At 71.2% G+C, this 20,368-nt stretch carries 22 protein-coding genes; 11 read left to right on the top strand and 11 right to left on the bottom strand.

Annotated elements, in window-relative coordinates; all coding sequences use genetic code 11:
* Positions 1 to 229: 229 nt before the first annotated feature.
* The gene (locus ACWGJ2_RS31020) at positions 230 to 988 is read right to left on the bottom strand and encodes a MerR family transcriptional regulator (protein ID WP_453349606.1); all 759 of its coding nucleotides are present in this window, start codon (positions 986 to 988) and stop codon (positions 230 to 232) included.
* A gap of 109 nt (positions 989 to 1,097) precedes the next feature.
* Positions 1,098 to 1,718 carry a PadR family transcriptional regulator gene (locus ACWGJ2_RS31015; protein WP_453349605.1) on the bottom strand — a complete coding sequence of 207 codons (621 nt, stop codon included), beginning with the start codon at positions 1,716 to 1,718 and terminating at the stop codon, positions 1,098 to 1,100.
* A gap of 180 nt (positions 1,719 to 1,898) precedes the next feature.
* Here ACWGJ2_RS31015 and ACWGJ2_RS31010 point away from each other — a divergent pair, with 180 nt between their 5' ends.
* On the top strand, positions 1,899 to 2,660 hold the full coding sequence (locus tag ACWGJ2_RS31010; protein ID WP_453349604.1) for a bleomycin resistance protein: 762 nt from the start codon (positions 1,899 to 1,901) through the stop codon (positions 2,658 to 2,660).
* Between the two features lie 86 nt (positions 2,661 to 2,746).
* Here ACWGJ2_RS31010 and ACWGJ2_RS31005 read toward each other — a convergent pair whose 3' ends face one another.
* Together ACWGJ2_RS31005 and ACWGJ2_RS31000 are read right to left on the bottom strand one after the other, a co-directional pair.
* Entirely contained in the window at positions 2,747 to 4,204 is a 1,458-nt protein-coding gene (locus ACWGJ2_RS31005) for an aldehyde dehydrogenase family protein (RefSeq protein WP_453349603.1), read from the bottom strand.
* A 94-nt stretch (positions 4,205 to 4,298) separates the two neighbouring features.
* The gene (locus tag ACWGJ2_RS31000; protein ID WP_453349602.1) at positions 4,299 to 5,138 is read right to left on the bottom strand and encodes a helix-turn-helix domain-containing protein; all 840 of its coding nucleotides are present in this window, start codon (positions 5,136 to 5,138) and stop codon (positions 4,299 to 4,301) included.
* Between the two features lie 345 nt (positions 5,139 to 5,483).
* Here ACWGJ2_RS31000 and ACWGJ2_RS30995 point away from each other — a divergent pair, with 345 nt between their 5' ends.
* The gene (locus tag ACWGJ2_RS30995; RefSeq protein ID WP_453349601.1) at positions 5,484 to 5,996 is read left to right on the top strand and encodes an ATP-binding protein; all 513 of its coding nucleotides are present in this window, start codon (positions 5,484 to 5,486) and stop codon (positions 5,994 to 5,996) included.
* 205 nt (positions 5,997 to 6,201) lie between these two features.
* Here the strand turns inward: ACWGJ2_RS30995 and ACWGJ2_RS30990 are convergent, their stop codons facing one another.
* From ACWGJ2_RS30990 to rpmG, 5 genes are all read right to left on the bottom strand, one after another.
* Positions 6,202 to 6,441, bottom strand: coding sequence for a DUF397 domain-containing protein (locus tag ACWGJ2_RS30990; protein WP_453349600.1), 240 nt, complete (start codon positions 6,439 to 6,441; stop codon positions 6,202 to 6,204).
* A 313-nt stretch (positions 6,442 to 6,754) separates the two neighbouring features.
* On the bottom strand, positions 6,755 to 6,991 hold the full coding sequence (rpsR, locus tag ACWGJ2_RS30985) for a 30S ribosomal protein S18 (protein WP_453349599.1): 237 nt from the start codon (positions 6,989 to 6,991) through the stop codon (positions 6,755 to 6,757).
* A 63-nt stretch (positions 6,992 to 7,054) separates the two neighbouring features.
* The gene (locus ACWGJ2_RS30980) at positions 7,055 to 8,245 is read right to left on the bottom strand and encodes a CobW family GTP-binding protein (RefSeq protein WP_453349598.1); all 1,191 of its coding nucleotides are present in this window, start codon (positions 8,243 to 8,245) and stop codon (positions 7,055 to 7,057) included.
* Positions 8,245 to 8,499 (bottom strand): type B 50S ribosomal protein L31, encoded by a 255-nt coding sequence (locus ACWGJ2_RS30975; protein ID WP_453349597.1) that lies wholly within the window; start codon positions 8,497 to 8,499, stop codon positions 8,245 to 8,247. The genes ACWGJ2_RS30980 and ACWGJ2_RS30975 overlap by 1 nt, the downstream gene beginning before the upstream one ends.
* 44 nt (positions 8,500 to 8,543) lie before the next feature.
* Entirely contained in the window at positions 8,544 to 8,708 is a 165-nt protein-coding gene (rpmG, locus tag ACWGJ2_RS30970) for a 50S ribosomal protein L33 (RefSeq protein ID WP_453349596.1), read from the bottom strand.
* A 54-nt stretch (positions 8,709 to 8,762) separates the two neighbouring features.
* Here rpmG and rpmB point away from each other — a divergent pair, with 54 nt between their 5' ends.
* The 4 genes from rpmB to ACWGJ2_RS30950 all read left to right on the top strand — a co-directional run bounded on the left by rpmB (position 8,763) and on the right by ACWGJ2_RS30950 (position 12,694).
* Entirely contained in the window at positions 8,763 to 8,999 is a 237-nt protein-coding gene (gene rpmB / locus ACWGJ2_RS30965) for a 50S ribosomal protein L28 (protein ID WP_453349595.1), read from the top strand.
* The gene (gene rpsN / locus ACWGJ2_RS30960) at positions 8,999 to 9,304 is read left to right on the top strand and encodes a 30S ribosomal protein S14 (protein WP_453349594.1); all 306 of its coding nucleotides are present in this window, start codon (positions 8,999 to 9,001) and stop codon (positions 9,302 to 9,304) included. Before rpmB ends, rpsN begins: the two co-directional genes overlap by 1 nt.
* A gap of 218 nt (positions 9,305 to 9,522) precedes the next feature.
* Positions 9,523 to 11,451, top strand: a complete 1,929-nt coding sequence (locus tag ACWGJ2_RS30955; protein WP_453349593.1) for an ABC transporter ATP-binding protein — start codon at positions 9,523 to 9,525, stop codon at positions 11,449 to 11,451.
* A gap of 217 nt (positions 11,452 to 11,668) precedes the next feature.
* Positions 11,669 to 12,694: a rod shape-determining protein gene (locus ACWGJ2_RS30950; RefSeq protein ID WP_453349592.1), complete on the top strand. Its 1,026-nt coding sequence runs from the start codon at positions 11,669 to 11,671 to the stop codon at positions 12,692 to 12,694.
* Positions 12,695 to 12,845: 151 nt separating this feature from the next.
* Here ACWGJ2_RS30950 and ACWGJ2_RS30945 read toward each other — a convergent pair whose 3' ends face one another.
* Positions 12,846 to 13,301: a Crp/Fnr family transcriptional regulator gene (locus ACWGJ2_RS30945; protein WP_453349591.1), complete on the bottom strand. Its 456-nt coding sequence runs from the start codon at positions 13,299 to 13,301 to the stop codon at positions 12,846 to 12,848.
* Positions 13,302 to 13,593: 292 nt separating this feature from the next.
* On the opposite strand from ACWGJ2_RS30945, the gene ACWGJ2_RS30940 reads away from it, so the two are divergent.
* Both ACWGJ2_RS30940 and ACWGJ2_RS30935 read left to right on the top strand, forming a co-directional pair.
* Positions 13,594 to 13,812 (top strand): DUF2277 domain-containing protein, encoded by a 219-nt coding sequence (locus ACWGJ2_RS30940; protein WP_453349590.1) that lies wholly within the window; start codon positions 13,594 to 13,596, stop codon positions 13,810 to 13,812.
* 299 nt (positions 13,813 to 14,111) lie between these two features.
* Positions 14,112 to 15,905, top strand: coding sequence for a BCCT family transporter (locus ACWGJ2_RS30935; RefSeq protein ID WP_453349589.1), 1,794 nt, complete (start codon positions 14,112 to 14,114; stop codon positions 15,903 to 15,905).
* A 147-nt stretch (positions 15,906 to 16,052) separates the two neighbouring features.
* On the opposite strand, the gene ACWGJ2_RS30930 is transcribed toward ACWGJ2_RS30935, so the two are convergent.
* Positions 16,053 to 16,997, bottom strand: coding sequence for a DUF389 domain-containing protein (locus ACWGJ2_RS30930; RefSeq protein WP_453349588.1), 945 nt, complete (start codon positions 16,995 to 16,997; stop codon positions 16,053 to 16,055).
* A 183-nt stretch (positions 16,998 to 17,180) separates the two neighbouring features.
* Here ACWGJ2_RS30930 and ACWGJ2_RS30925 point away from each other — a divergent pair, with 183 nt between their 5' ends.
* From ACWGJ2_RS30925 to ACWGJ2_RS30915, 3 genes are read left to right on the top strand one after another with little or no spacing between them, the layout of a single operon-like run.
* Positions 17,181 to 18,164 (top strand): Bug family tripartite tricarboxylate transporter substrate binding protein, encoded by a 984-nt coding sequence (locus ACWGJ2_RS30925; RefSeq protein WP_453349587.1) that lies wholly within the window; start codon positions 17,181 to 17,183, stop codon positions 18,162 to 18,164.
* A complete protein-coding gene (locus tag ACWGJ2_RS30920; protein ID WP_453349586.1) occupies positions 18,161 to 18,718 on the top strand; it encodes a tripartite tricarboxylate transporter TctB family protein in 558 nt (185 codons plus the stop codon). The genes ACWGJ2_RS30925 and ACWGJ2_RS30920 overlap by 4 nt, the downstream gene beginning before the upstream one ends.
* Complete coding sequence (locus ACWGJ2_RS30915; protein WP_453349585.1) at positions 18,719 to 20,236, top strand: tripartite tricarboxylate transporter permease; 1,518 nt, start codon at positions 18,719 to 18,721, stop codon at positions 20,234 to 20,236.
* Positions 20,237 to 20,368 lie beyond the last annotated feature (132 nt).

Genomic DNA, 20,368 nt, shown 5'->3' with positions numbered 1-20,368 from the left:
CGCCCGCCGCGCGCCCGCCCCGGCATCCGCCACGACCGCGGGCCCGGACGTGTCCGGGACATGACGGGGCCCTGTGGTTCACGGACCGTGGCGGAGCCGCCGGGAAGGGGCCGCCCGGGTCACGGTCCCACGAGGGTGCGGCGCCCGCCCCGGCCCGTACGGACGTGGCGAGGGCCCGCCTCCCCGAGACGGGCCCTCGCTCCCCCGCACGGCCGCGCGACGGCCGCCGTCACTCGCCGCGTGCGGCGTTCGCCCGCATGATGTCCCTCATGTAGACGGCGAGACCTGGCCGGATCTTTTCGTAGTACGCGGTGAACCGCGCGTCCTCGACGTACATCTCGCCGAGCTTGACGTGCATCTCGCGCGAGCACGCGTAGTTGGTGCGCGTGATGAACAGCCGGTGCTCCTCGGCCAGCGCCACCGCCTCGGCGGAGTCCGCCGGTGCGCCGCTCGCCTGGAGGTCCGCGATCCGCCGGTGGATACCGTCGAACTCCTCCTGGAAGCTCTTCCAGTCGTCCTTGGTGTAGCGCGCCGTGCGGCGCTGCGACTCGCGGTAGGCGTCCGTGCCGCCCCACCGCCGCTCCGCTTCCGCCGCGTACTGGTCCGGGTCGAACTCCCCGAAGACCTCGAACTTCTCCTCGGGTGTCAGGTTGATCCCCATCTTCCGTGCCTCCATGGCCCGTTCGACGGCCTCGGCCATCTCCCGCAGCTTGCCGATCCGCGACTCCAGCAGCTCGTGCTGGCGGCGCAGATGTGCCATCGGATCCGCTTCCGGATCGTCGAGCAGCACGGCGACCTCCTCCAGCGGAAAGCCCAGCTCCCGGTAGAAGAGGACGCGCTGCAACCGGTCCAGGTCGGCGTCGCTGTAGCGCCGGTGCCCCGCGTGGGTGCGGTCGCCCGGCGTCAGCAGCCCGATCTCGTCGTAGTGGTGCAGCGTGCGCACCGTCACGCCGGAGAACGCGGCGACCTGGCCGACGGAGTAGCTCATGCCCGTCTCCTTCGCTTCCCTTACGGCGACCACGGTGCTGCCTCACGCCACGTGAGGCGCAAGCCCCGGCGGCACGGGACAGGGGGCGCGGGCGGGGGCCCGGAGGGGGCTACTCGTCCGCGAACGGGTTCGGCACGCCCTCGGGGAGGACGTCCGGGGTCCGCTCACCCTCGCCCGCCATGACATACGCGCCGCCCTCCAGCCGCGCGATCAGGCCACGCGTCCACGCGGCGGCGCTGTCGGAGTTGTGCACCCACAGGTCCATGATCTCGCCGATGTGGCCCCACTCGGCGGGCGTGCCCTCCTCAGGCCGCCAGTGCCGCGTGACCTCGCTCCGCCACGCCTCCAGCGAAGCCACCCGCTCCTTGAGCAGCGCGACGGCCTCCTCGCGGGGCAGGTCGACGAGGAAGCCCACGCCCGAGGTCAGCATGTCCTGCTTCTCCTCGATCGACGTGAGCGCGTGCCGCAGCAGCCTCATGAACTCGGCCTCGCCCTCGGAGGTCAGCTCGTACTCCGTACGCGGCGGACCGCCCGCCGTGCTCGGCGCGGTCTCGTGGGCGCGGAGCAGTCCCTGCTTGGCCATGTGTTTCAGCGCGTGGTAGATCGACCCGGGTTTGGCGTTCGACCACTCGTGGGCCCCCCAGAACTCCAGGTCGTTGCGGACCATGTAGCCGTGTGCCCGCCCGTGCTGGCGCACCGCTCCCAGCACCAGCAGCCGGATCGCCGACATCGTCTCCCTCTCCGCGCCTGCGCGCCGCCGCGCCTCCGCACTGCCCGCCTCCGCACCTGCGCGTCTTCACGCCTCCGCGCCCGGTCCTTGACACAAGGTGTCATCCCGTGTCCTGGACCAGACTAGACGGCGCACGTAATCAAGTTTGACTAGCCTCGCAGGCGTGTCTAGCCTCACCCCATGGGCGACCAGAGAGAGCAGACGATCCCGATCCTCCCGTGCCCCTCCGTCCCGGATCTCGTGGACTTCTACGCGACGCTCGGCTTCGAGACCACCCATCTCCAGACCCGGCCCAACCCGTTCGCCTCGCTCCGCTACGGCGCCGAAGGCGACGGCTTCGAGCTTCAGTTCTTCGGCCACAAGTCCGTGGTCCCCGAGGAGTCCTGGAGCACCTGCTACGTACTGACCGAACGGGTCGACGAGCTGTACGCCGCCTTCCGCGCCGGTCTCAAGCGCGCCTACGGCCGCGTGCCCACCCGGGGCATCCCCCGGCTCGGGCAGCTCAAGGACACCTCGTACGGAGTGCGGCAGTTCCTGCTCACCGACCCCGGCGGCAACTGCGTGCGGATCGGCCAGCCCAACGGCGAGAGCATGGACCACGCGCCCATGCCCAAGGAGAAGTTCGCGCGGGCGCTGCGCCAGGCGTGGCTGCTCGGCGTCTCCAGGGGCGCCAAGGGCGACGCGGCCCAGGGCGCCAGAATCCTCGACCACGCGCTCGCGACCGCGACGCCCGCCTCGGCGGCCGAACGCCTCAAGGCGCTCGTCCTGCGGGCCGACCTCGCCTGCACGCTCGACGATCCCGCGCTCGCCGCCTCGCTGCTCGCCGAGGTGCGGAAGGCCGAGGACGGGCTCGGCGCCGCCGAGCGGACGGCGCTGAGCGACGACCTCATCCGCGCCGCCGACCTCCGCGACACCCTCCGGGAGGCGGCACAGGACGGGTGAGGGGCGGATGACGGCCTGGCGGACCGGAAACCGGCCCGGCCGCCCGGCCGACGCAAAAAATCCGGCCGGTCAGAATCAGAACAGCGTCAGAAGGGGAAGCCGCTGCGGCCGTGCTGGATGGAGATCCACTTGGTGGTGGTGAACGCCTCCACCATCTGGTCCCCGTTCAGCCGTCCCAGCCCCGAGCTCTTCTCGCCGCCGAACGGGACGATCGGCTCGTCCGCGACCGTCGAGTCGTTGACGTGCACCATGCCGGTGTCGATGCGCCGCGCCACCCGGATGCCCCGGTCGATGTCGCCGGTGTGCACCGCGCCGCCCAGCCCGTAGGGCGTGTCGTTGGCCACGCGCACGGCCTCTTCCTCGCCGTCGACCTGGATGATCACGGCGACGGGCCCGAAGATCTCCTCGCGCAGCGCGGGCGAGTCGTCGGGCAGGTCGGTGAGGACGCTCGGCGAGACGACGTTGCCGTCGACCGTGCCGCGCAGCAGCGCCGTCGCACCGCCCGCCACGGCCTGCTCGACCAGCGCGTTGACGCTCTCGGCCTGGGAGGAGTTGATGAGCGGGCCGATGTGCGTGCTGGGGTCCTCCGGGTCGCCGACCTTCAGCCCTTCCACCTTGGCGACGAACTTCGCCGTGAACTCCTCGGCCACGCTGCGGTCCACGACGAGCCTGTTGGCCGCCATGCAGACCTGCCCGTGGTGCACGAAGCGGCTGAACACGGCCGCTTCCACCGCGTAGTCGACGTCGGCGTCGTCCAGGACGATCAGCGCGCTGTTGCCGCCCAGTTCGAGGATCGCCCGCTTGAAGTGGCTCGCCGCGACGGTGGCGACGTGCCGGCCGACCTTGTCGGAGCCCGTGAAGGAGATGACCTTGGGCACCGGGTGCTCCAGCAGCGCGTCCCCGATCTCCGCGATGTCGGTGATGACGACGTTCAGCAGCCCCGGGGGCAGCCCCGCCTCCTCCAGCACCTTGGCGACGAGCGCCCCGCCGCACACCGGGGTGTTCTGGTGGGGTTTGAGGACGACCGCGTTGCCGAGCGCGAGCGCGGGCGCCACCGACTTCAGAGAGAGGAGGAAGGGGAAGTTGAAGGGGGAGACGACGCCGACGACGCCCACGGGGACGCGGTAGACGCGGTTCTCCTTACCGTCAACGGGCGAGGGCACGATGCGGCCCTCCGCGCGCAGCGCGAGCTGGATCGCCTCGCGCAGGAACTCCTTGGCCAGATGCAGCTCGAAGGCCGCCTTGAGCCGGGTGCCGCCCAGCTCGGCGATGATCGCCTCCGTTATCTCCTGCTCGCTCTCCTCGATGATGCGTATCGCACGCTCGAAGACCAGCCGGCGGGAGTACGGATTGGTGGCGGCCCAGTCCCCCTGGGCACGCTCGGCGGCGCGGTACGCCTGGTCGATCTCGTCGACGGTCGCGACGGTGATCGACGCCAGCTTCTCCCCGTTGTACGGGTTGAAGTCGATGATGTCCCAGGAGCCGTTCCCCGGACGCCACTCACCGTCGATGTACTGAAGCGCCAAGTCCGTGAAGTAGGACATGCCATTCCTTCTGGGGGCTGGAAGGGGCGACGCGGCGCCGCACGGCGCGGCACCACTCAGCTCGGTGCTGATGGCATGTCATCGTACTTGTCTCTTACGCGAGTTGGCGGATCCTGTGGAGATGCTCGCGGGTCTCGGACGGGGACAGACTGTTGTCCACCAGCCGCTCCAGTACCTGCTCGTACTGCGCGACCTCGTCCCGCTTGTCCAGGTACAGGGCGCTGGTGAGCTGCTCCAGGTAGACGATGTCGTTCAGGTCGGACTCCGGGAAGCGCAGCAGCGTGAAGGCGCCGCTCTCCGCCGGATGGCCGCCCAGCTCGAAGGGGACGACCTGGACCGTGACGTTGGGCCGCTCGGAGATCTCGGCCAGGTGCCGGAGCTGCGCGTCCATGATGGCGCGGCTGCCGAACGGGCGGCGCAGCGCCGCCTCGTCGAGCACGCAGAGGAAGTGCGGCGCGTTCTCGCCGAGCAGCAGCTTCTGCCGCTCCTGGCGCAGCGCGACGCGGCGCTCGACCTCCTCCTCGGGGATGTGCTCCTTGTGCCCGGCGGTGACGACCGCGTGTGCGTAGTCCTCGGTCTGGAGCAGCCCGTGGATGAACTGCACCTCGTAGGTGTTGATGTGGGACGCGGCGCCTTCGAGCCCGACGTAGGTCTGGAACCAGCCGGGCAGCACGTCGCTGTACGTGTGCCACCAGCCCGCGATGCTGGACTCGCGGGCGAGGCCCAGGAGCGGCTCGCGCTCGGCCTCGTCGGTGACTCCGTAGAGCGTGAGCAGATCTTCGACGTCGCGCGCTTTGAAACTCACCCGGCCCAGCTCCATCCGGCTGATCTTGGACTCGGAGGCTCGGATCGAGTATCCGGCGGCCTCACGGGTCACGCCCCGTGCCTCGCGGAGCCGCCGCAACTGGGACCCGAGCAGGATGCGTCGCACCATCGACCCACTTGAGCTACTCGCCCCGTTGACGCCGCTATTCACACCGCTTGCCGCTTTCGTTTCCATTTCGATCAGCCCTCCGCCCCTGCCTGAAGGGCAGTGTGCCATCAATGCGCTCCGTTGCGTGCCCGTGCGGTTACAGACGATCGAAAGTATCGCGTGCACGTGCATCTGCCCTTGCATCTGCTGTGGGCATTGGGAACCATGGGGGAAAGCACAAGTGCACTCGGTGCCAGGCACGTTGGCGACGCGTTCAGCACTGTGCAGCGAGACCCGTCCGGAGGAGCACAGCCGACAGGATCCACACAGGATCGACACTGCCGCGAACGCCAGGAGTGGCTCGTCATGGGGACCGAAGGATCGACCGTGCTAGAGCCTTTATGGCAAGGGCTCCCGCCTCTCGACCCGACAGCCGTCTCCGGCTCGGCGTCCTGTGCACTTTCCCCACGCTACGAAGCGGTCAAGAGCGCCCGCGAGTTCACGCGGACGACGCTCCTGAGATGGGACCTGGTGACCGAGTTCGACAGCGTGGCGCTCGTCGTCTCGGAACTGGTGACGAACGCGCTGCGCCACGCGCTGCCCGCCGAAGAAGGGCCCGCCGGGGCGCGGCCCGAGCAGGAGCCGCAGGTGCGGCTGCATCTGATGCGCTGGTCGGCGCGGCTGGTGTGCGCGGTGCGCGACCCCAGCGACAAGGCGCCGGAGACGCGCGCCTGCGACGACGAACTGGTGGACTTCTCCGCCGAGTCGGGGCGCGGCCTCTATCTCGTCGGCTCGTTCAGCGACAGCTGGGGCTGGCACCCGCTGTCCGGAGCCCTCGCGGGCAAGGTCGTCTGGGCCCTGTTCCGGCTCAACCCGTGACGGCCCGCCTCGACCCGTGACACCCGTGACGAGGCTCTCCACCCCGTCACCCTCCTCGCCCTGGCGCGATTCCGCGCCCCGGAGCAACCCCGTACGCGGAAAAGGCGTCCTCCAGGGCACCCGAGCACGCGTACGGGCAGCCGCACGGGCACACGTACGGAACTGACCGCGTTCCGCGCGACGCAGCGGAGCGGGGCGGGGCGGATCAGTCCCGCACGAGGTGGTCGAACTCGCCGTCCTTCACGCCCAGGAGCATCGCCTCCATCTCGGCGGGCGTGTAGACGAGCGCGGGGCCGTCGGGGAAGCGCGAGTTGCGCACCGCGATGTCCCCGCCGGGGAGCTTGGCGAACTCCACACAGGTCCCCTGCGAGTTGCTGTGACGGCTCTTCTGCCACGCGACCTCGGGGAGGTCCCTGGCGGCCATGCCGTTGTACGCGTGAGGCACTTGGATCTCCCGGGACTAGTGCTGTGGGGGGCGGCGCCGGGCAGTGCCGAACCGCCCAACTGACGGGGATCATAACGTCGTTCACGTGCCTCTGCATGTGCCAATGCACGTGCACGACACCCTGTCGCGGCCTCATCACAGCCGGTCAAAGCGGGTCGCACAGAGCTGACCCCCCGTTACCCGGGGTCCCCATCCGCCCCTCGGCGCACGGCGGGAACACGCAGAGGGGGCACCGCCCGGGTCCTCGCCCGGACGGTGCCCCCGAGGGGCCCGCGGCTGGCGCACGGGGTCGCCCCCGCGCCTGGTTCCCGCGTCAGCGGGAGGCGTACGGGAGCAGCGCCATCTCGCGGGCGTTCTTGATCGCGCGGGCCAACTGCCGCTGCTGCTGGGCCGTGACGCGGGTGACGCGACGGCTGCGGATCTTGCCGCGGTCGGAGATGAACTTCCGCAGCAGTTCGGTGTCCTTGTAGTCGATGTAGGTGATCCCGGCCGCGTCGAGCGGGTTCCTGCGGCTCTTGACGGGCTTGTGGTGCGGGGTTCGACGGGCCATGCGCGTGCGTTCCTTTGTTCCTTTACCTGGGTGGGGGTGAGGGGGCGGGCGGCCGGGGCGGCGCTACGAGACGGGGTCGAGCAGTTCGTCGAAGGCCGCGGGGAGGCGGCGCCACGCGTCGGGCCCGCCCGCGTACTCGGCGTCGGTCAGCACGCACGAGTCGAGCAGCTCGCGCAGCCCGTCCGCGTCCAGACCGGGCGCCGTGAAGACCAGGTGCTGGCCGCGGTCGCCGTGCTCGGGGTGCCAGCCGAGGGCCGCGGCGGCGCGGCGTACCGGCGGCACCAGCTCCCAGGCCGCGTCCGGCAGCGAGGCGAGCCAGGGCCCGGCGTTCTCCACGCACAGCGCGCCGCCCGCCGCGTCCCAGGAGAGCAGCGTGTCGGGGCGGTCGGCGAGCCAGAAGCGGCCACGGCTGCGGACTGCCGCGCAGGTCAGGTCCTCCAGCGCCGCGTACAGCCGCTCCGGGTGGAAGGGCCTGCGCCGCTCCCAGACGAGCGTGGCCACGCCCTCCGCGTCCGCCTCCTGCGGCAGCAGCGCGCAGGCCGGGTGCTGACGGGCAGCGGCGGCGGCGACGTCGAAGCCGACCGTCGCGGCGCGGGCGAAGTCCGGCGCGTCCACGCGCACCTGGTCCGCGACGGGGTGCAGTTGCGCCAGCAGCGCCATGTCCGCGCCCTCGGCCTCCTCCGTGCCGTCTGCGAGGGCGAGCACGGGCGCGTACTCCAGTTGCCGCGCGAAGGTGTCGCCCACCGTGCGCTGGTCGGAGGGCGCCGCGGCGAGCCCGGCCTCGGCGAGGTCGTCGCCGTTGCCGAGGTACGGGAGCAGCAGCGCGGGATCGACCGCCGTGACGACCCCGGTCAGACGCATCCCGGGCCCGCCGTGCGCGTCGATGACCTCGGCCATCGCGCGCGGCTCGACCGAGTCCCACAGCTCGACGACGGCCAGCCCGCACGCGCCGCTGTCCGCGAGCCGCTCCAGCTCGGGCACCAGGTCCTCGCGCAGGGCGCAGCAGGCGCAGTCGTTGACGAGCGGTGCCTCGCCCTCGTCCAGCACGCCCCGCGCCGAGCGCACGGTGCGGCGCACGGCTCCGGCCGCCGCCGCTGCCGTCAGGTCGTGGTGGAGCGCGACGCTCGTGGGCACGGTGGTCAGCAGCCGTTCGACGGCCGCCCGCCTGGCCTCGGCGTGCAGCCCGGCGACGAGGACGACGGGCATCAGGCCCGGGCCCGCGTGCGGGGCGCCCGCCTCTTCCGCGCCCGCCATCAGTGGTCCTCGCGCTTGCCGTAGCGGCGCTCGAAGCGCTCGACGCGGCCCGCGGTGTCCATGACGCGCGCGGTGCCCGTGTAGAAGGGGTGGCTCGCCGAGGAGATCTCGACGTCGATCACCGGGTAGGTGCGGCCGTCCTCCCACTCGACGGTCTTGTCGCTGGTGGCCGTCGACCGGGTGAGGAAGGCGAAGTCGCCGGCGCGGTCACGGAAGACGACGGGCTGGTACGTGGGGTGGATTCCGGGCTTCATGGGGGTTCTCCTCGCCGGTCGGCGGGTCGAGCGGGTGAGCGGGGTCAGCGGGTCTCGCGGAAGGCGACGTGGCGCCGCGCGACGGGGTCGTACTTGCGCAGCTCCAGGCGGTCGGGGTCGTTCCTGCGGTTCTTGCGGGTCACGTAGGTGTAGCCGGTGCCTGCCGTGGAGCGGAGCTTGATCAGGGGTCGTAGTTCGCTGCGTGCCATATGGGCTACTCTACACAAACGACAATCGTTTTCAATAAGAGAGGAGACCGGCCCTTGTCCGCGCACTGCCAGCTCACCGGACGCCAGCCCGGGTTCGGCAAGAACATCTCGCACTCCCACCGCCGCACCAGCCGCCGCTTCGACCCCAACGTGCAGCGCAAGCGCTACTGGCTGCCCAGCGAGGGCCGTCACGTGCGGCTCACGCTCAGCACGAAGGGCATCAAGACCGTGGACGTCATCGGCATCGAGGCCGCGGTCGCCCGTATCCGCGCACAGGGAGGCCGGGTCTGATGGCGAAGCAGAGCAAGATCGCGAAGAACGAGAAGCGGCGGCTCGTCGTCGCCCGCTACGCCGCACGCCGCGCCGCACTCAAGGCCGTCATCCGGAACCCGCGGACGCCGGAGGACGAACGGCTCGCCGCGCAGCGCGAGCTGGGCCGCCAGCCGCGCGACGCGAGCGCCACCCGCGTGCGCAACCGGGACAGCGTCGACGGCCGCCCGCGCGGGCACCTGCGCGCGTTCGGGCTCTCGCGGATCAACGTCCGCGAGCAGGCGCACGCCGGATATCTGCCGGGGGTGCGCAAGTCGAGCTGGTGAGCCGGGCCTGATCCGGACTGGTGCCGTGGCACGGGCCACGGCACCAGCGGTCCGCGCGCTCTCCCCTTTTATGTACCGCCGCCCCCGCTCCGGTGCCATGCTGCGAACAGAACCCTTGACTTGAAGTTTCCTTCAACTTCTACGGTCGTGGACGACGCACCGCACCACCCCGCACCACCCGCGTCACCACAACCGAACCGAGCGGACCGGAGAGCGCCATGAGCATGGAGATGACCGCGTGGAACGCGCTGTACAACTCGCGCCACGCACTGGAGGACGCACACCCTTTCTCGCGCGCCGCCGTCGCCCGCATCCTCAGATTCGCGAGCGGCCACCGCCGCAAACTGGTGGCCTTCCTCCTCCTGAGCAGCGTCCTCGCGCTCCTCGCCGTCGCCACCCCGCTCCTCGCGGGCAAGGTCATGAACGCCATCGTCGACGGCGCCGCGTCCAGCACCGTCGTCACGCTGGCCGTGCTGATCGCGGTGATAGCCGTCGCCGAGGCCGGGACCGGGATCCTGACCCGCTGGCTCTCGGCCCGTATCGGCGAGGGCCTGATCCTCGATCTGCGCACCGCCGTCTACGACCACGTGCAGCGGATGCCCGTCGCCTTCTTCACCCGCACCCGCACGGGCGCGCTGGTCAGCCGCCTCAACAACGACGTCATCGGCGCGCAGCGCGCGTTCAGCAACACGCTCTCCGGGGTCGTCAGCAATCTGGTGACGCTGCTGCTCACGCTCGCGGTGATGCTGCGCCTGTCCTGGCAGATCACGCTCCTCGCCCTCGTGCTGCTGCCGCTGTTCGTGCTGCCCGCGCGGCGCATGGGCACCCGGCTGGCCCGGCTGGAGCGGGAGCGCGCCAACCACAACGCCGTGATGAGCACCCAGATGACCGAGCGCTTCTCCGCGCCGGGCGCCACCCTCATCAAGCTCTTCGGCAGGCCCGACGAGGAGTCGGCCGAGTTCGCCCAGCGGGCCGGGCGTGTACGGGACATCGGGGTCCGTACGGCCATGCTCCAGGAGATCTTCTTCACCGCGCTCACCCTCGTCGCGGCCCTCGCACTCGCCCTCGTCTACGGGCTCGGCGGCGTCTTCGCGCTGCGCGGCTCCCTCGACGCCGGTGCCGTCGTCTCCCTCGCCCTGCTGCTCACCCGCCTCTACGCGCCGCTGACCTCACTGGCCAGCGCCCGCGTCGAGGTGATGAGCGCGCTGGTCAGCTTCCAGCGCGTCTTCGAGGTGCTGGACCTCAAGCCGCTGATCGCCGAGAAGCCGGACGCGGTCGAGGTGCCCGAGGGCCCGGTCGGCGTGGAGTTCGAGGACGTCGGCTTCGCCTACCCCTCACCCGACAAGGTGTCCCTCGCCTCCCTGGAGGAGGTCGCCACGCTGGACACGCGCGGCGGCGAGACGGTGCTGCACGGCATCTCGTTCCGCGCCGAGCCGGGCCAGATGGTCGCCCTCGTCGGCTCGTCGGGCGCGGGCAAGTCCACCATCGCCTCGCTGGCGCCGCGCCTCTACGACGCCGACACCGGCACCGTGCGGATCGGCGGCACCGACGTACGCGACCTGACCGCGGAGTCCCTGCGGCACACCCTCGGCATGGTCACCCAGGACGGCCACCTCTTCCACGACACCATCCGCGCCAACCTGCTGCTGCCCCGCCCGGAGGCCACGGACGAGGAGCTGTGGGACGCGCTGCGCCGCTCGCGCCTCGACGGGCTCGTCGCCTCGCTCCCCGACGGCCTCGAAACCCTCGTCGGCGAACGCGGCTACCGCCTCTCGGGCGGCGAACGGCAGCGGCTGACGATCGCCCGGCTGCTGCTGGCCAGGCCGCGCGTCGTCATCCTGGACGAGGCGACGGCGCACCTCGACTCCACCTCGGAGGCGGCCGTCCAGGAGGCGCTGGCCGAGGCACTGGCCGGGCGGACCTCCGTCGTCATCGCCCACCGGCTCTCGACGGTACGGGCAGCCGACGTCATCCTCGTGCTGGAGGAGGGCCGCATCGTGGAGCGCGGCACCCACGAGGAGCTGCTGGCGCTCGGCGGGCGCTACGAGCAGCTCTACCGCACCCAGTTCAGCGAGGACGACGAGCGGCACGACGGGGCGGAGGAGCCGCCGAGGGCGCCGAAGGCGCGGCCCCGTCCCGTCGGCTGACGCCCGCCAGGGCCATCGGCCGACGCCCGCCAGGGCCGTCAGGACCGTCGGCTGACGCGCCGCCGGAACCGTCCGCTGACACCCCGCCAGAAACGGCCTCGCCCGTCCGGCTCAGCCCGGCGCGCGGGGCCGTTCCCGTGCACGCAGGATGATGATCGGGCCACGCTCCGCGCTCGGCCCGGCCGCTCTCCGCCCATCGGGAAGGACCGGAACCTCAGTGACCTACAGCCTCGACAACCTGCGCCGCTGCTCCGTGGCCGTCGACCTCGGGTCGAGCCGGACGCGCGTCTACATCAAGCAGGCGGGGCTCGTCGTCGACGAGCCGTCCGTCGTCGCCGTGAACACCTTCACCGGGGCGCTCTTCGCCGTCGGCACCTCGGCCGACGAGATGGACCGCCGCACGCCCGACTACATCCGGGTCGTCCGCCCCGTCTCCAACGGCACCGTCATCGACACCGAGATGGCCCAGCGCATGCTGCGGGCCCTCGTGGGCACCTCGGTGCGCCGGGCCTGGCGGCGCTGGGGCGCCATGCTGCGCACCGCCGTCACCACCCCGTACGACGCGGACCCGCTCGCGCGCCGCGCCCTCGTCGAGACCCTGACGGGCGTGGGCGCGCGCCGGGTCGAGCTGGTGGACGCGCCGACGGCGGCGGGTGTCGGCTGCGGGCTGCCCGTCGAACAGCCCGAGGCCACGATGATCCTGGTCTGCGGCGCGACGAGCACGCAGGTCGCGGTGCTCTCGCTGGGCTCGATCGTGGCCGCGTCCAGCGTCGCCATGGGCGGCGACACCATCCAGCGCGCCATGGTCCAGCACCTGCGCAACCACCACGAGCTGCTGCTGCCCAGCCAGGCCGTCCGCCCCCTGCACCTCGCGCTCAACGGCGGCGGCACGACGGGCCAGGCGTCCGAGGTGCTGGGCCGCGATGTGACGACGGGCCTCGCCCGCACCGTGAGCATCGACGCGTCCGACGTACGGGCCGCGGTCCAGGTCCCGCTGACCGCGCTCTCCGACGCGATCCGCGACGTGCTCCACCGCTGCCCGCCCGACCTGGTCGCCGACCTCGCCGAGCGCGGCATGGTGCTGGCCGGGGGCAGCTCGCGGCTCCCCGGGCTCGACGAGTGGCTGCGCCAGGTCACGGGCATGGCCGTGCACATCGCCGACCAGCCCGAGCTGAGCGCCGTCAACGGACTGGCGGCCCTGGTGGAGGGCCGCGTCTCCCCGCTGCGGGTCGGTGCGCAGTAGCCCACCCGTACGCGGCGGGGCCGCGACGGGCGCGCTCGGGAGCGGGCGGCGCGGCTCGCGGGCCGCGCGTGGAAGGTGCGCGCGCGGCCCGCTCCTGCGGGAGCGCGGCTCACTCCGAAGGGAGCGCGGCTCACTCCGAAGGGAGCGCGGCTCACTCCGAAGGGAGCGCGTACGGGCCGAAGAGGTCGATCAGCCGGGTGCGGGAGCGCTGGAGGCGCTGCCCGATGACCCCGGCGACGGAGTGGGTGAGCGCGTGCCCCAGCTCCCTGTCCCGCTCGCAGAGCGCCCGCACCGTGTCCGCCTCGAACTGGAGCGCGCGCACGGGGCTCGCGGCCTCGCCGCCCATCTGCCAGGTGAAGGGCGGGAACATCCAGGACCAGCCGACGAGTTCGCCGTGCCCCAGGCTGTCGATGACCACCGCACGCCGCCCCGGGACATGCATGTCGAGCGTGACGGAACCGGTGTGGATGATCCAGAAGCGGTCGGCCCGGCCGCCCTCCTCGAACATCCGGTCTCCGGCGGCGAAGGCCACGTCCCGGCCGAGCGCACGGAGCTGCTCCCGCTGATCCGGTGGAAGAGTGCCGAGCACTCCAGACATAGTGCGCATAACCGCCTCCTCCCGTTCACGGTACCTCGCCGCCATTCGAGTGGCGAGCGAGAGCGTAACCGCAGGTCAGAGCGGGCGCGATGGAGAGGCGACCAGGGTGCTCACCGGGATGCCCACCGGGGTGCCCTGCGGGCTGGACGAGCCGCACCGGGGGTTGGCTCGTCCAGCCCGGTCCTCCCCCTCCCCCACTTCTCCATCATGACCGCGCGGGCCTGCTCCCGGAGGGGGCCGAACGGCCCTACTCCCCGCCGAACCGCCCCCTTCGCCGAGCCGTCGGCGTACGGTCGACGGCATGTGCCGAAGCATCAAGACCCTGCGCCCCCCGTACGCGGAGGCCGTCACCGACGAGGACGTCCGCGCCGCCGCGCTCCAGTACGTGCGCAAGGTGTCCGGCTTCCGTCAGCCCGCCGCGCACAACGCGGAGGCGTTCGAGCTGGCCGTCGACCGGATCGCCGCGGCCACGGAGGAGCTGCTGTCCTCACTGGAGGTCCGCGGCACCCACGGCACCTGAGCGCCCCGCGCCCGCGCGGCCTCCCCTCGCCCCTCGATCCGTATCCCTTCAGATCCCGAAGACTGTGCCGGGTCATTCGAACGGCCCATACGAACCCGTACAGGACGGGGGTTGCCGAGCCGCCCGCTCAGCCGTTATTACCCTCTTGAGCTGCGGAAACCGGTCCCGATGGAGGCCCTGTCACGGTTTTCGTCGCTCAAACCTCGAACGGCTGTCCCTTTGCGTATTGTTGACTCTTCATCAGCACATGCCGCGCGTGAAGTCGGGTAGCCGCTTCCCGTGCTTGCCCTGTCCAAAAGATGAAAGGTCCCAGCGTGCCGGAGGAACGGGTGGAACGGAACGCACCAGAGAAGGAGTCGCCGCCAGGCGCCTCACCGAGCCTGCGGACCTCCCTGGTCCCGCAGACCGACCGCGTGGTCTTCGGCGTCACGGCGCTGCTGACCCTCGCGTTCGTCATCTGGGGAGGCGTCGCGAGCGGCTCCCTGGAAGACATCTCGACGAAGATGCTCACCTGGACCATGCACAACGGCGGCTGGGCCTTCGTGCTCGCCGCCTCCGGGTTCGTCGTCTTCGCTCTCTGGCTGGCGTTCAGCCGTTACGGAAAGATCACCCTCGGCAAGGAGGGAGAGGAACCCGAGTTCAAGACCGTCTCATGGGTCGCGATGATGTTCAGCGCGGGCATGGGCATCGGCCTGATGTTCTACGGGGTGAACGAGCCGCTCACCCACTTCGCGGACCCGCCGCCCGGTACCAACCCGTCCGGCAACTCCGAGGCCATGGAGCACTCCATGGCCACGACGCTCTTCCACTGGACGCTGCACCCGTGGTCGATCTACGCGGTGGTGGGCCTGGCCATCGCGTACAGCTGTTTCCGGCGCGGACGGCGGCAGACGATCAGCGCGGTCTTCACTCCGCTGATCGGCGAGCGGCACGCCAACGGCGGCGTCGGCAAGGTCATCGACATCCTCGCCATCTTCGCCACCCTCTTCGGATCCGCCGCCTCGCTGGGCCTCGGTGCCCTCCAGATCAGCAGCGGTGTGAAGGAGGTCGGCTGGGCCGACGGCGTCAGCGAGGGCCTGCTGGTCCTGATCATCGTGGTGCTGACGGCGGCCTTCGTCGCCTCCGCGGTCTCCGGCATCGCCAAGGGCATCCAGTGGCTGTCCAACATCAACATGGTGCTCGCCGGTCTGCTGGTGCTGTTCATCTTCATCGCGGGTCCGACGATCCTGATGCTGAACCTGCTGCCCACCTCGGTCGGCTCGTTCATCGGCGACCTGCCGCAGCTCGCGGCCCGTACGGAGGCGACCGGCGGCAAGAACGTCGCGGACTGGCTCTCGGGCTGGACCGTCTTCTACTGGGCGTGGTGGATCTCCTGGACGCCCTTCGTCGGCATGTTCATCGCGCGCATCAGCCGCGGCCGTACGATCCGCCAGTTCGTCGGCGGCGTCATCCTGGTGCCGAGCGTCGTGAGCCTCGTCTGGTTCGCGATCTTCGGCGGCACGGCCATCCACCTGGAGGAGCACGGCGCGAAGCTCACCGACGAGGCGACGGCCGAGGGCCAGCTCTTCGCGGTGCTGCGGGAGTACCCGATCGTCAGCGTCACGACCCTCGTCGTGATGATCCTGGTCGGCATCTTCTTCGTCTCCGGCGCGGACGCCGCGTCGATCGTCATGGGCACCCTCTCCCAGAAGGGCACGCTGGAGCCGACCAGGCCCGTCGTGATCATCTGGGGTGTGCTGACCGGTGCGGTCGCCGCGATCATGCTGCTGATCGGAGGCGGCGGGGATACGGCACTCACGGGGTTGAAGAACCTCACGATCCTTGTCGCCGTGCCGTTCACGGTCGTGATGATCGGGCTCTGTGTCGCGCTCATGCGTGACCTGCGCCAGGACCGTCTCATCGTGATCGGCGAGCGCGGCGAGGAGGCCATCGAGACGGCCGTCGTCGCCGGTCACGAGCAGTACGGCGGCGACTTCGAGATCCGGATCGGCCCCACCACCGGGACCGACGAGGACGAGGACGAGTCCGACGGACCGGCCGACGGCGACCACGGCAGCGCCCCGAAGGTCACGGCCACCCGCCTGGACGACTAGCCCGCGGGACCCGGGAAGCCTGCGCGGCCCGGGACGAAAAAGCGCCCTGTCACGAGCACTTCGTGACGGGGCGCTTTCGCGTCGCAGGAGCCAGGGGCCAGAGGCCAGGGCCCAGGGGCCGACGGCCCACGCCAAAGAGGGGTGGCCTCAGCCGGACACCGCTGGCCGCTTAGCGCGCTGGCGGGCCCAAAACGCCTTCTGCGCCAGCAGAGTGACCGTTCCGGCCAGCAGGATTCCCGCCGTGTTCACGCCGAGCTGCACGGCGGAGCCCCACGTCTCGCCGAGGTCCCCGTAGCTCAGCGCGAGGGCCGCGTTCGCGGCGGCGGGCACCGTGGTCACCGAGATCGCGACGCCCACCAGCGCCCCGGACTTGGACGAGGTGAGGGAGAGGATCCCGGCGACACCGGCCAGCAGGGCGACGACGAACGACGAGAGGTCGGGCTGCCAGATGAACTCCGTCGAGGGGTGCGGCGCGTGGTACTGCTCCTCCGAGAAGACCCCGGTCACATCCATCACCATGCCGAACACGCCCGTCGCCACCATCGCCAGCGGAAAGCCCACGAGCAGCGCGCCCAGCGAGCGCCACGCCAGCCACCAGGCCCGTCGCACCAGCCCCGTGCACACCCCGGCGAGCGGCCCGAACTCGGGCCCGACGACCATCGCGCCGACGATCAGGATCTCGCTGTCGAGCATCACACCGCAGGCGGCGAGCATCGTCGCGAGGGTGAGGAAGGCCAGGTAGGTGACCGAGAGCCGCGACTCCTCGTGCGTCGCGTCGGTCAGCGAGTCCCACAGCACCGCGTCCACGCCCTCGCCGGGCGCGTCGGTCTCGGCCTTGTCGGCGCGTTCGGAGAGGGACAGATCGATGTTCTCGACGGTGATGCAGCCGTCGGCGGGCAGCCCGAGACCGCGCAGCTCTCCGATCAGATCGTCCGCCGCCTCCCGTGCGACGTCGCACATGACGACGTCGCCCTCGGGGTCGCGCGCGGCACCGGCCAGCACCGCGAGGTGCGCCGTGCCGACCGTCGTACGCAGCAGTTCCACGACCGTTTCCGTGCGGTCGTGGGGTGTGATCATCCGCAGATGGAGCATGGCGGAACTTTACGGTGCCCGCGCGGGCGCCCGCGCCGGGATGCCGTGAACAAAAGGACCACAACGAACACAAGATTCCTTAGCTGCACAGGGGGCGACACCGCCGTATGGGGTGTGCAGCATGTGGCCCGTCCCACACGCTCCTACCCCCTAGGTTTCACCACCGGAAGGCGGTGCCCCCGCGTGCGCCTGCGCACCTATCTTTCCCCGCTCGGGGCGGCGCTGCTCCTGCTGATCGGCCCCCCGCTGATCACCACGGGCAGCGGCGCCGAGACCGGGACGAACATCCCCGGGCTCCAGTTCATGGTGCCCAACACCCCCGGCGGCGGTTACGACATCACCGCCCGTACCGCGGCCAAGAACGCGGAGGACGCCGGGCTGAGCCACAACGTCGAGGTGTTCAACCTGCCCGGCGCGGGCGGCACCGTCGGGCTCTCCCGGCTGGTCAACGAGCGCGGCAACGGCAAGCTGGCCATGTCCATGGGCCTGGGCGTCGTCGGCGCCGTGCACACCAACCACTCCCCCTCCGGGCTGGCCGACGCGACACCCATCGCGCGGCTCGTCGAGGAGCCGGACATCGTGGTCGTCGCCAAGGACTCCAAGTACAAGACGTTCGAGCAGCTCCTCGCGGACTGGAAGAAGAACCCGCGCAAGCTGGCCGTGGGCGGCGGCTCCTCCGCCGGCGGGCCCGACCACTTGGCGCCGATGCTCATGGCGGGCAAGGCGGGCATCGACACCAAGTCCGTCAACTACGTGCCCTTCGACGGCGGCGGCGAGCTGCTGGCCTCGGTCCTGGGCGGCAAGGTCGCCTTCGGCGTCTCCGGGATCGGCGAGTACCGCGATCAGATCGAGTCCGGCGAGCTGCGGATGCTCGCCGTGACGGGCCCCGAGCGCATCAAGGGTTTCGACGCGCCGACGCTCAAAGAGGCGGGCGTGGACGTGGAGTTCACCAACTGGCGCGGCGTGATGGCACCGCCAGGGCTCTCCGACGCCGAGCGCGACAAGCTCATCCACTTCTTCGACGCGCTCCACAAGTCCCCCGAGTGGAAGAAGTCGCTGGCCAAGAACGGCTGGGACGACGCGTATCTGACGGGCGAGAAGTACGGCCGCTTCCTGAAGGGCCAGGACAAGCGCGTCGACACGGTACTGAAGGGACTGGGCCAGTGAGCGGCACCGACACCGACACCCCCGCGCGGGAGCCGGAACCCGGAAGCGCGCCGGGCGGGCTGCGCGCCAAGCTGCGCGGACGCTCCGAACTCGGCGTCAGCGTCCTGCTGCTGGCCGTCGGCGTCCTCGTCCTCACGGACGCGGTCACCATGGACACCGTCTCCTCGCAGCGCGGGCCCGTCGGGCCCAGGACCGTGCCCCTCGTCGTGGGCTGCGCGCTGCTGCTCGTCGCCGCCGTGCTCGCCGTCGACGTGCTGCGCGGCGGTCGCGGCGAGGCCGAGGGCGGCGAGGACGTGGACCTGGACGAGCCCGGCGACTGGCGCACCGTCGCCCTCCTCGCGGGCGTCTTCCTCGCCTTCGCCGCGCTCATCGACCCGCTCGGCTTCCCCCTCTCCGGAGCGCTGCTGTTCTGGGGCTCTGCCTACGCGCTGGGCTCCCGCAACCCGGTCCGCGATCCGCTGATCGCCGCCGTGCTGGCCTTCGCCACGTACGCGCTCTTCAACACCGCGCTGGGCGTCCCGCTGCCGGGCGGCCCGCTGATGGGGGTGATCTGAGTGGATTCGCTGAACTCACTCCTCGACGGATTCGGCACCGCGCTGACCCCGCTCAACCTGCTGTGGGCGGCCGTCGGCGTGCTGCTGGGCACCGCCATCGGCGTCCTGCCGGGCATCGGCCCTGCCATGGCCGTCGCGCTGCTGCTGCCCGTGACGTACGGGCTGGACCCGACGGGCGCGTTCATCATGTTCGCCGGCATCTACTACGGCGGCATGTTCGGCGGCTCGACCACCTCGATCCTGCTCAACACCCCCGGTGAGAGCGCCGCCGTCGTCGCCGCCATCGAGGGCAACCCGATGGCCAAGTCGGGGCGCGGCTCCCAGGCGCTGGCCGCCGCCGCCATCGGCCACTTCGCGGGCGGCATCATCGGCACGGTGCTGCTGGTGGCGCTGGCGCCGACGGTCGCCTCGCTCGCCGTGGACATCGGCGCGCCCGACTACTTCGCGATCATGGTGCTGGCCTTCATCGCCGTCACCTCGGTGCTGGGCTCCTCGCGGGTACGCGGCTTCGCCTCCCTGCTCATCGGCCTCACCCTGGGCCTGGTCGGGCTCGACCAGATGACGGGCCAGCAGCGGCTGACCTTCGGCAGCCTCCAGCTCTCGGACGGCATCGACGTGGTCATCGTCGCCGTCGGCCTCTTCGCCATCGGTGAGGCTTTGTGGGTCGCGGCCCATCTGCGGCGCGGGCAGGGCGAGTCGATCCCCGTAGGACAGCCCTGGCTGGGCCGCTCCGACCTGCGGCGCACCTGGCGGCCGTGGCTGCGCGGGCCGCTGATCGGCTTCCCGTTCGGCGCGATCCCGGCGGGCGGCGCTGAGATCCCGACGTTCCTGTCGTACGTGACGGAGAAGCGCCTCTCCAAGCACAAGGACCAGTTCGGCAAGGGCGCCATCGAGGGCGTCGCGGGCCCTGAGTCGGCGGCCTCGGCGTCGGCGGCCGGGACGCTGGTCTCGATGCTCACGCTCGGGCTGCCGACGACGGCCGTCGCGGCGGTCATGCTGGCCGCGTTCCAGCAGTACGGCATCCAGCCGGGCCCGCTGCTCTTCGAGCGGGAGCCGGAGCTGGTGTGGGGCCTGATCGCCTCGCTGTTCGTCGGCATGGTGCTGCTGCTCGTCCTCAACCTGCCGCTGGCCCCCGTCTGGGCCAAGCTGCTGCGCATCCCGCGCCCGTATCTCTACGCGGGCATCCTCTTCTTCGCGGGCGTCGGCGCCTACGCGGTCGGCGGCGAGGCCATCGACCTGGTGATCCTCCTCGTCATCGGCCTCATCGGGCTGATGATGCGGCGCTTCGGGCTGCCCGTGCTGCCCGCCGTGATCGGCGTCATCCTCGGCCCGTCGGCGGAACAGCAGCTTCGACGTGCGCTCCAGATCAGCGACGGGAGCGTGACGGGGCTGGTGAACACCCCGTTCGCGGTGACGGTGTACGCCGTGATCGTCGTGCTGCTGGCCTGGCCGTGGCTGAAGCGGGGGGCGCTGGCGCTGGTGGGGCGGGGGAACGGGGAGGGGGCACGGAAGGACTGAGCGCGGGGCGGAGGGGGCGGGATCGGCAGGGGCGGCGAGCGGGGGGTGCCTCTATGTCCTTCGTCAAGCCTGAGCTGGTCATGCGGCGGTTGTTTCAGGGAGGCGGGGTTCGTAGAAGGTGCCGTCGCGGAG

The sequence above is a fragment of the Streptomyces sp. NPDC054796 genome, assembly GCF_053611545.1.
The sequence above is the reverse complement of the archived record's forward strand: the minus strand, read 5'-3'. Positions and strand labels throughout refer to the sequence as shown.

What these genes read in the sequence shown, in the direction of transcription:
- rpmG (WP_453349596.1), bottom strand. Translation starts at nt 8,708, where the DNA reads ATGGCACGCAGCGAACTACGACCCCTGATCAAGCTCCGCTCCACGGCA.
- rpsR (WP_453349599.1), bottom strand. Translation starts at nt 6,991, where the DNA reads ATGGCCCGTCGAACCCCGCACCACAAGCCCGTCAAGAGCCGCAGGAAC.
- ACWGJ2_RS30995 (WP_453349601.1), top strand. Translation starts at nt 5,484, where the DNA reads ATGGGGACCGAAGGATCGACCGTGCTAGAGCCTTTATGGCAAGGGCTC.
- ACWGJ2_RS31020 (WP_453349606.1), bottom strand. Translation starts at nt 988, where the DNA reads ATGAGCTACTCCGTCGGCCAGGTCGCCGCGTTCTCCGGCGTGACGGTG.
- ACWGJ2_RS30930 (WP_453349588.1), bottom strand. Translation starts at nt 16,997, where the DNA reads ATGCTCCATCTGCGGATGATCACACCCCACGACCGCACGGAAACGGTC.
- ACWGJ2_RS31010 (WP_453349604.1), top strand. Translation starts at nt 1,899, where the DNA reads ATGGGCGACCAGAGAGAGCAGACGATCCCGATCCTCCCGTGCCCCTCC.
- ACWGJ2_RS31005 (WP_453349603.1), bottom strand. Translation starts at nt 4,204, where the DNA reads ATGTCCTACTTCACGGACTTGGCGCTTCAGTACATCGACGGTGAGTGG.
- ACWGJ2_RS30980 (WP_453349598.1), bottom strand. Translation starts at nt 8,245, where the DNA reads ATGGCGGGCGCGGAAGAGGCGGGCGCCCCGCACGCGGGCCCGGGCCTG.
- rpsN (WP_453349594.1), top strand. Translation starts at nt 8,999, where the DNA reads ATGGCGAAGCAGAGCAAGATCGCGAAGAACGAGAAGCGGCGGCTCGTC.
- ACWGJ2_RS31000 (WP_453349602.1), bottom strand. Translation starts at nt 5,138, where the DNA reads ATGGTGCGACGCATCCTGCTCGGGTCCCAGTTGCGGCGGCTCCGCGAG.
- ACWGJ2_RS30975 (WP_453349597.1), bottom strand. Translation starts at nt 8,499, where the DNA reads ATGAAGCCCGGAATCCACCCCACGTACCAGCCCGTCGTCTTCCGTGAC.
- ACWGJ2_RS30935 (WP_453349589.1), top strand. Translation starts at nt 14,112, where the DNA reads ATGAAAGGTCCCAGCGTGCCGGAGGAACGGGTGGAACGGAACGCACCA.
- ACWGJ2_RS30955 (WP_453349593.1), top strand. Translation starts at nt 9,523, where the DNA reads ATGAGCATGGAGATGACCGCGTGGAACGCGCTGTACAACTCGCGCCAC.
- ACWGJ2_RS31015 (WP_453349605.1), bottom strand. Translation starts at nt 1,718, where the DNA reads ATGTCGGCGATCCGGCTGCTGGTGCTGGGAGCGGTGCGCCAGCACGGG.
- ACWGJ2_RS30945 (WP_453349591.1), bottom strand. Translation starts at nt 13,301, where the DNA reads ATGCGCACTATGTCTGGAGTGCTCGGCACTCTTCCACCGGATCAGCGG.
- ACWGJ2_RS30940 (WP_453349590.1), top strand. Translation starts at nt 13,594, where the DNA reads ATGTGCCGAAGCATCAAGACCCTGCGCCCCCCGTACGCGGAGGCCGTC.